This window comes from Kitasatospora sp. NPDC051853 (assembly GCF_044452665.1).
Taxonomy (GTDB): domain Bacteria; phylum Actinomycetota; class Actinomycetes; order Streptomycetales; family Streptomycetaceae; genus Kitasatospora.
The window spans coordinates 1-6,442 of the sequence record NZ_JBITBY010000028.1 but is presented as its reverse complement, the minus strand read 5'-3'; the positions used below and the strand labels follow the sequence as shown (position 1 = coordinate 6,442).

Genomic DNA, 6,442 nt, shown 5'->3' with positions numbered 1-6,442 from the left:
AGCTAAGCCTCACAGCGCCGATGGTACTGCAGGGGGGACCCTGTGGGAGAGTAGGACGCCGCCGAACAATCATTCAGAGAAGGCCCCCCGGCCCATCCGGGGGGCCTTCTCGCATTTCCGGGCCGACATCGGAAAGCCCATGGTCTGCTGTTCCTGTACCGACTGGCCGCCACACCCGCTACATCGTGGTTGTTGGGCTGCTCGCCGCTGGTAGTGGCCGGTTCGGGTGCGTGATTTGGCGCCGGCGGCGCCGTTCCGACCAACAGAGCCAGGGGGCGAGGCCGCGGACGGGCTGGGTGAAGAAGGCTGCGAAGAGGCGTCGGATCTCGTTGCAGGTCAGCGGGCTGAGTTCGGCGGTCGCGATGTTCGTGGCTCGTTCGATGGCGGCGGTGACGGCGAGGATGGCGTGCGCGAGTACGGCTAGGGCGGTCCAGCAGGGCCAGGATGCCCAGCGGGACCTGGTGCTCGTCGAGTGCGGCCAGGCCTTTGGCGGCTTGGAAGGTCTCCTCGAATCCAGCGACATCCGGCCACCTTGACCAGCGTGGTGAGCGGGATGGGGCAGTGCGAGTAGCCGCGGTAGGAGGCGAGTTCACCGGTGCGCCGGTTGCGTCGGACGAGTCACCGGTGGCCGGGACGGCCGGGCGGACTGTCGATGTCGACCTGGGCCCCAGTCGTAAAAGCGGTGGCCCTTGGCTCCGGCTCCCACAGACAGCCGCTTCCAGGCACCGCTCGGTAGGCCGTCGGAGCGGAAGGCACCCGCGCAGGTGGCGATCGGCCGCTTGCTTGAGACGGCGAGGACGTAGCCGATCTGACGCCGCTCCAGCTCGGCGCTCAGGTGCGGGGGCTGTAGAGGGGGCGGTCGATGGCGGTGTGCCCGGCCGGAGCGGAGTAGACCAGGAAGACGGCCACTTGGGGAGTTCTCGATCCGTCTCGCGGTGCCCGTGTACTGGTGCCGAACGTCGACGCTCATGGTGTCCTTCTTCAGGTCCCCGGTCTCGGCAAAGACCAGCACAGCGCCCTCGTCGCAGGGGTGGTCGGCCACGAAGTCCCGTACGTCGTCACGGACCTGGTCGGCTTCCCAGGACGCTCGGTCCGGCCGGCATGCAGCAGCTACTCAGCCTCGCCCTACTGGCGTGCTAGGCGATCGTCCAGCAGTTCTTCCTCGGCAGGTCCGCAAGGAGCCCCAGCACGAACGCCCGAGCCCGGCGACGAGGCTCCACCCGCGTGAGTCGGTACGCGACCTTGGCCATCAGATCCTCGAATGCCGACTGCCAGCGGGCGTGGGCCACGCTGTGGCCCACGGCCACCGGCTGATCTTCGTTTGTCGACACGACTCACGATGATCAACGGTGGCCGTCTGCGTCTCTAGGCGACCCAGCAGTACAGGCTTCCACCCCGGTGGCCGATGCTTCGTGCCTGCCCGGCCAGATCGCCGAGGATGCTGGTCGCGACCTCCTGATCGAAGGCCTCGCCCTCCGCAGCCCGCTCCTGGACCCACAGCTCGCTGACCTCGACAAGCCTTGGAATGTCGGCAGCGGCGAGCGCGTCCTGCAGGACTTTGGAAGCGGCCAGGACCATAGGGCCCTCTCCGTTGCCGGGGTCGGCGACGACCGCCGGTTCATCGGCTTCAACGAGCTCGTCAAAGCTTCGACCGGTGAGGATGCTCTCCCACTCGATCATCGCCTCTTCAACATCGAAGTTGCCGAACGCCAGCGACTCGAAGGCCTCGTCGGGTCCGTGATCCACGACGGCAGCCGCAGCCTCGTCGTCCGGCGCTACGAAGAACTTGATGACGATGCTCACCGGGGCATGCTGCCCGCTCAGCCGATCTTCGTCCATCCTGTCGCTGACACGTCTGCAACCAGTCGAACGACCGTCATCACCGATCGAGCAACCATGATCGCGATCTACAGCTGGAGAATTGGGCGTTGGAGGCGGTCCGCAGTCCCGACGTCGAGGACAGGACCGTTTGGTCGCGCTCTCGGCGGTCGGGTGACGACGCGGAGCCGGAAGCGCAGGTCGAGGTCGCTGAGTTGATGGTCCGTCTGCTGGAGCACCGATGTACCCCGGCTGGGCTGTGGCCGAAACGGGCGAGCGGCTGGTCGAGCGCGCCGGGTTCTGGTCCAATCACCTGCTGGCCCTGTGCCGATTCACCTCGGATGAGACCGGCCGGAACCCGAGTGGTCCGGTGACGACGGAGCGGACACGGACGCCCTGGCCGAGGTGCTCCTCGACGATGATGAGAACCCGCGAGTTTCCCCAACCGTGCTCTCGGTTCCCCAGCTCGTTGCTGCTTGAAGCAAGTGGGGAAGTTCAGCGATCGAAGGGCGCGGGGCCACCAATCCGTTTGGGTTTTGGCCCGGCCCGCCCCCGTCAAGGGGGCGCCTTCGGCGTCGCCGGGTCGTTTCGCGCAGCGCCCCGACGACGTTGCTGCAAGGTCGTAATCGGCGACGCCGCGATCAGGCTGAGAGCGGTCCGACGTCGACGCTCGAGATCCGGCCGAGTTCGTCGAAGGAGACCACCGCCGTGCCGCCGCCGGGAAGCTGCGCGGTAGTCCGGTCGGCGTCCTCCCGTGTCTGGAGCCCGTGCAGCGCGAACCAGCCTTCGACCACCCGCCTCGGCGAGCGGGCGAAGAGCTGAGCGCCGGTGAGCAGGTGGCGCGGCATGGTAACCGGGTCGAACCCTGCCGGCCGGAGCTGCGGGTCCTGCGGTACGAAGTAGACCCGGGTCCCGGGGCCGGCCTCCTGGCCGAGGTAGCCGGGTGCGCCGAGTACCGCCGAGCCGAGGAAGGCCAGTGCCTCCGCGGCATGGCGCGGATCGGCGAAGCCGGCCAGGTCAACACCCTCCTGCACCAGCTCGGCGACGCCGTGCTGCCGGCCGAATTCGGCGATCCGCTCACCGGCGGCGACCACCGCGCTGCCGCGCAGCCCGGGGTTGGCCCAGCCCCATAGCCAGGTCTGCTCGTCCGTGTCGTAGCTGCCCAGCAGGCTGACCCGAAGGTCCCGACCGCCGGACTCGTATCGGCACTCGTCGAGGTTCGCGGTCCACGGGCCTCCCGGGACGGCCTCACCGATCAGTTCGAGCTGCTGCGCGCCCCATGCCGCGTGGTACTCGGCGGCGTCCAGGAAGGCGTCGGAGAAGGCAGTGACCATCCGGGCAGCCTAGGGGACGTCGGTCGCAGGCAAGGAGCAGGGCCCTGGCCTCAGATGGTGCCGAGTTCATGACATCGCGACCAGGTTCCTGCTCCTGCCTCCCCTGCTCGCCGACGACGAGGTGCCACCGGAAGCGCCATCTCGGGTGAGCGCCGCGCGCACATGTAGGTGGGCCCCTGCCAGGGCCAGCTTCTTGAGGGATGCCCAATGGTTCCCGGAGCAGTGGGCACGGCGGGGACGGTCTCGGCGTGGCTGGTGGGACCACGGTGTCGCACCTGTCATGGGTAGCCCCTTCACGGGGCTGGGCCCGTGCGAGTTCCGCAAGCTGATGACAGTGCTCTGCCGAGAGGGCGCTGACACCGTGCGGTCAGGCTGGCGTTGGAGCCTTTCGCTGTCGGACCTGGCCCACCTGGTCGCGGCCTTGACGGTACGGCAGCTCGTACCGTTGCCGGTGGCTGCCCCTTCAGCCCCCGGCATGCCTAGGAGGTTCGAGCGATCCGCGGGCTGGGTGACATCGCGACGAAGTTCGTGAGGCCGTCGGTCTCAGCGTCGAGGTCCTTGCGGAGGGAGCCGGCGAAACAGCGGACCGGTGCGACCCGCGCAGAGGTCGGCTGTGCGGAACGAAAGTCCGTCGACGGCTGCATGCAAGCCGTCCACGGCCGGGCGGTGCCGCCGGCTCAACGGACTGTGCCTCCAAGCCACTTGTCGAGCGGCGCCCGCCCGGTAGGGCCGTTGTCACGCGTGGCGGATACCTTGCAGGTCAGCACGGCGGGTGGCATGGGGAGGAGCGGCGATGGTCGTCGAGGTGGGGTATGCGCGGGCGTGGGACCTGGAGGCTCGTGCGCCCTGGCGGCCGCTGTCCGTGGAGGAGGCCAGGGCGCGGGATGCCGCCGGGCTTCCGTACGTGGTGGTGTACCGGGAGCCGGGCCGGGAGGCTCCGTTGGAGGTCCGGCTCGTCTCCTGGCGGGACCACTACGTCGGACTGTGGGTCTACGACGCCCAGGGTCGGCGCACCGGCGACCTGGACATGCGGCTGCTGGACGACCCGTCGCGGCTGCTGAACAGGTACTTCGTCGGCTGGTACTACACGGGCCCGGAGATGGCGGAGTTCGACAAGGCGTGTCCACGTGTGACTCTGGACCTCTTCCCGGACGGGAGGGGTCGGCGGACGGTGGAGCGGCAGGGGCAGGGCGGGGGTTCCCACGTCACCTCGGCCCAACTCCGCGACGACGAGCGGTGGTTGGACCTCCCCGCATTCGGGGAGTGGCCGCTTCTCTCGGCCCAGGTCCACGGGCTCGTCGAGCCGCCGGTCTTCGAGGCAGCGCCAGTGGCCGGGGCAGCCGAGCCGGGTGACACGGATGTCCCCGTCACCTGCTGGCGTCCGCCCCGCCCCGCGCAGCCGGGGCCGATCAACGAGCTGTTCCGGCCCGGGGTGCGCGTGACCGACGGGTACCACCCCGAGATGACCGTCGTGGAGCCGCGCCGGGTCGGCAGCCTGCGCGTTCCCAGCGGGCTGCTGGCCGTCTCCGGCCCGGACATCGACCACGGCGACGGGCCGGCCATCACGGTTTCGGTCCCACCCGGGGAGTACGTCCTCGACGAGGCACGGGTCCGCTTCAGCTACCACTGCATGTACGAGGACGCCGAGGTCACGACCACGGAGGCAACGGCCGTCCGTGTGCTCGTCAGCGACGTCCCCGCCGCGACCTGGGAGATGGCCCTCGGCCCGGACGACGACCCCCGGCTGTTCATCGAGCAGCAGATCGTCGGCTTCGGCACCGACGGCGCCACCGGCTGCTTCGCCGACGCCGGGGCCTGGGGGCCGCTCATCACGCTCTTCGAGCGGGGGTTGGTCCAAGGAGAGCCGGACCTGGACGGGTACGAGGACCTCGACAACGGCTCCATGTTCCTGCACCACACTTGGGACGCCGCCTCCGGCGGCGAGCTCATGGCCTTCGCGACGACCGGGGACGGCACCTACCCGGTGTGGGTCGGCCGCTCCGAGGCCGGTGAGGTCGTTGGGGTGGTGGTCCTGGTCGAGAGGATGCCCGAGCTGCTTCCGGAGCGAGACGCCGCTTCCACCGGCGCGGCTGAGTAGCTCGGGTCCCCCCACAGCCGGTGCCTGCCGCTTCCGGGGATCGAGGTGGAGTAGGTCCGGGACGATGGCGAGGTGATCCGCGCCGACGCCCGGTCCGACGTACGGCCGACGCCCCGTGGCCGCATCCTGAGCGGATCGAGCAGCTGGTGGACTACGTGAGGAGCCGGAAGCCGGACTGCCTCGACCATGCCCTGAGAAACTCTGTGGAGCCGTACGCGGCCGGCCAAGGCCAGGTCCCGCTCGTCGTGGCGACGAGCCCGGGGAGGCCCTCCACGATCGCCCTCTGCCCGTGGGCCAACCCGGCGTTGGCGATACCGCCGATGACGTCCATGATTGCCGCGGTCAGCAGGACGGTCGCGAGGTGGTCGATCGGTTCGTCTGCTCGGGCGATGACATCGACAGCATGGGTTGGTGTGAAGCCGATGAGAGCTTCCTGATCGACCGCGTCGGGGTGTTCGGCCTCGAAGATCCACTCGTCGCCGACCCCAGGCCCCATGAGCGAGACCAGGAACGGTCGGTGGCCATCGACGCCACCGGCGGCGATGCCCAAGCTCTCCGCCCGGATCTGTAGGTCGTACTCACCGACGCGCTTCTCCTCGAAGCGCGTCGACAGGCCCACCAGCAGCTCGCGCAGCCGCTCGATCCCGGCAACGGGAACTGCCTCCGCCAACTCGACCGCCAACACCGGACCACCCATGGGTCGGGGCCTAGCCAGCGCGAGGCGCCCAAGGCGGTGGAGGCCGTGACCGGGGGCCGTCACACGAACCGTGCCGCGCCGGCTCACCAGCTCCGACCTGCACTGCTCTGCATCGTGGCCCGAGGTTGACGGTGCTCGTAGATAGGTCTAGTGTTCTCCGAGCTGCCTGACAGGGAGAACCGGACGCGCGCTCTGCACGGACGGTCCCGGGGTAGCCGATCTCCTGAAACACCACTTCTCATTCCGAGCTGGGTTGCGCCTTGTCGCGGGCCAGTTCGAATTGTCGTGCGCGAATTCGGAAGATCAGGTCGGATTCGCTTTTCGGAGCGGGGATCGGCTAAGGTTTGAAACGTCGGACAGGCCGTCAGGTCGCGGAAGACGCAAGCGAGTTGGACGAGGCAAGCGCCGGAAACGGCACGGAAAACGTCTGATAAGCTGGAAACACGAAAGAACGAAGCGCCCGGAGGGCCTGCCGGAAGGCAGTCCGAAGGAAGC

4 protein-coding genes and 1 pseudogene are annotated in these 6,442 nt (G+C 69.0%); 1 reads left to right on the top strand and 4 read right to left on the bottom strand.

All coding sequences use genetic code 11. The annotated features are described in order from the left end of the window. Window positions 1-376: 376 nt before the first annotated feature. The 3 genes and pseudogenes from ACIA8O_RS40035 to ACIA8O_RS40025 form a co-directional block, all read right to left on the bottom strand. Window positions 377-1,250 (bottom strand): annotated as a pseudogene (locus ACIA8O_RS40035) (transposase); the annotation flags it as partial. A gap of 115 nt (window positions 1,251-1,365) precedes the next feature. After that, window positions 1,366-1,803, bottom strand: a complete 438-nt coding sequence (locus tag ACIA8O_RS40030) for a hypothetical protein (RefSeq protein WP_396299030.1) — start codon at window positions 1,801-1,803, stop codon at window positions 1,366-1,368. A 656-nt stretch (window positions 1,804-2,459) separates the two neighbouring features. Then, window positions 2,460-3,152 (bottom strand): DUF6882 domain-containing protein, encoded by a 693-nt coding sequence (locus ACIA8O_RS40025; protein WP_396299029.1) that lies wholly within the window; start codon window positions 3,150-3,152, stop codon window positions 2,460-2,462. A 793-nt stretch (window positions 3,153-3,945) separates the two neighbouring features. Here ACIA8O_RS40025 and ACIA8O_RS40020 point away from each other — a divergent pair. Further along, a complete protein-coding gene (locus ACIA8O_RS40020) occupies window positions 3,946-5,250 on the top strand; it encodes a DUF4241 domain-containing protein (RefSeq protein ID WP_396299028.1) in 1,305 nt (434 codons plus the stop codon). Window positions 5,251-5,401: 151 nt separating this feature from the next. On the opposite strand, the gene ACIA8O_RS40015 is transcribed toward ACIA8O_RS40020, so the two are convergent. Beyond that, the gene (locus ACIA8O_RS40015) at window positions 5,402-5,947 is read right to left on the bottom strand and encodes a DUF6368 family protein (protein WP_396299027.1); all 546 of its coding nucleotides are present in this window, start codon (window positions 5,945-5,947) and stop codon (window positions 5,402-5,404) included. Between the last annotated feature and the right edge of the window lie 495 nt (window positions 5,948-6,442).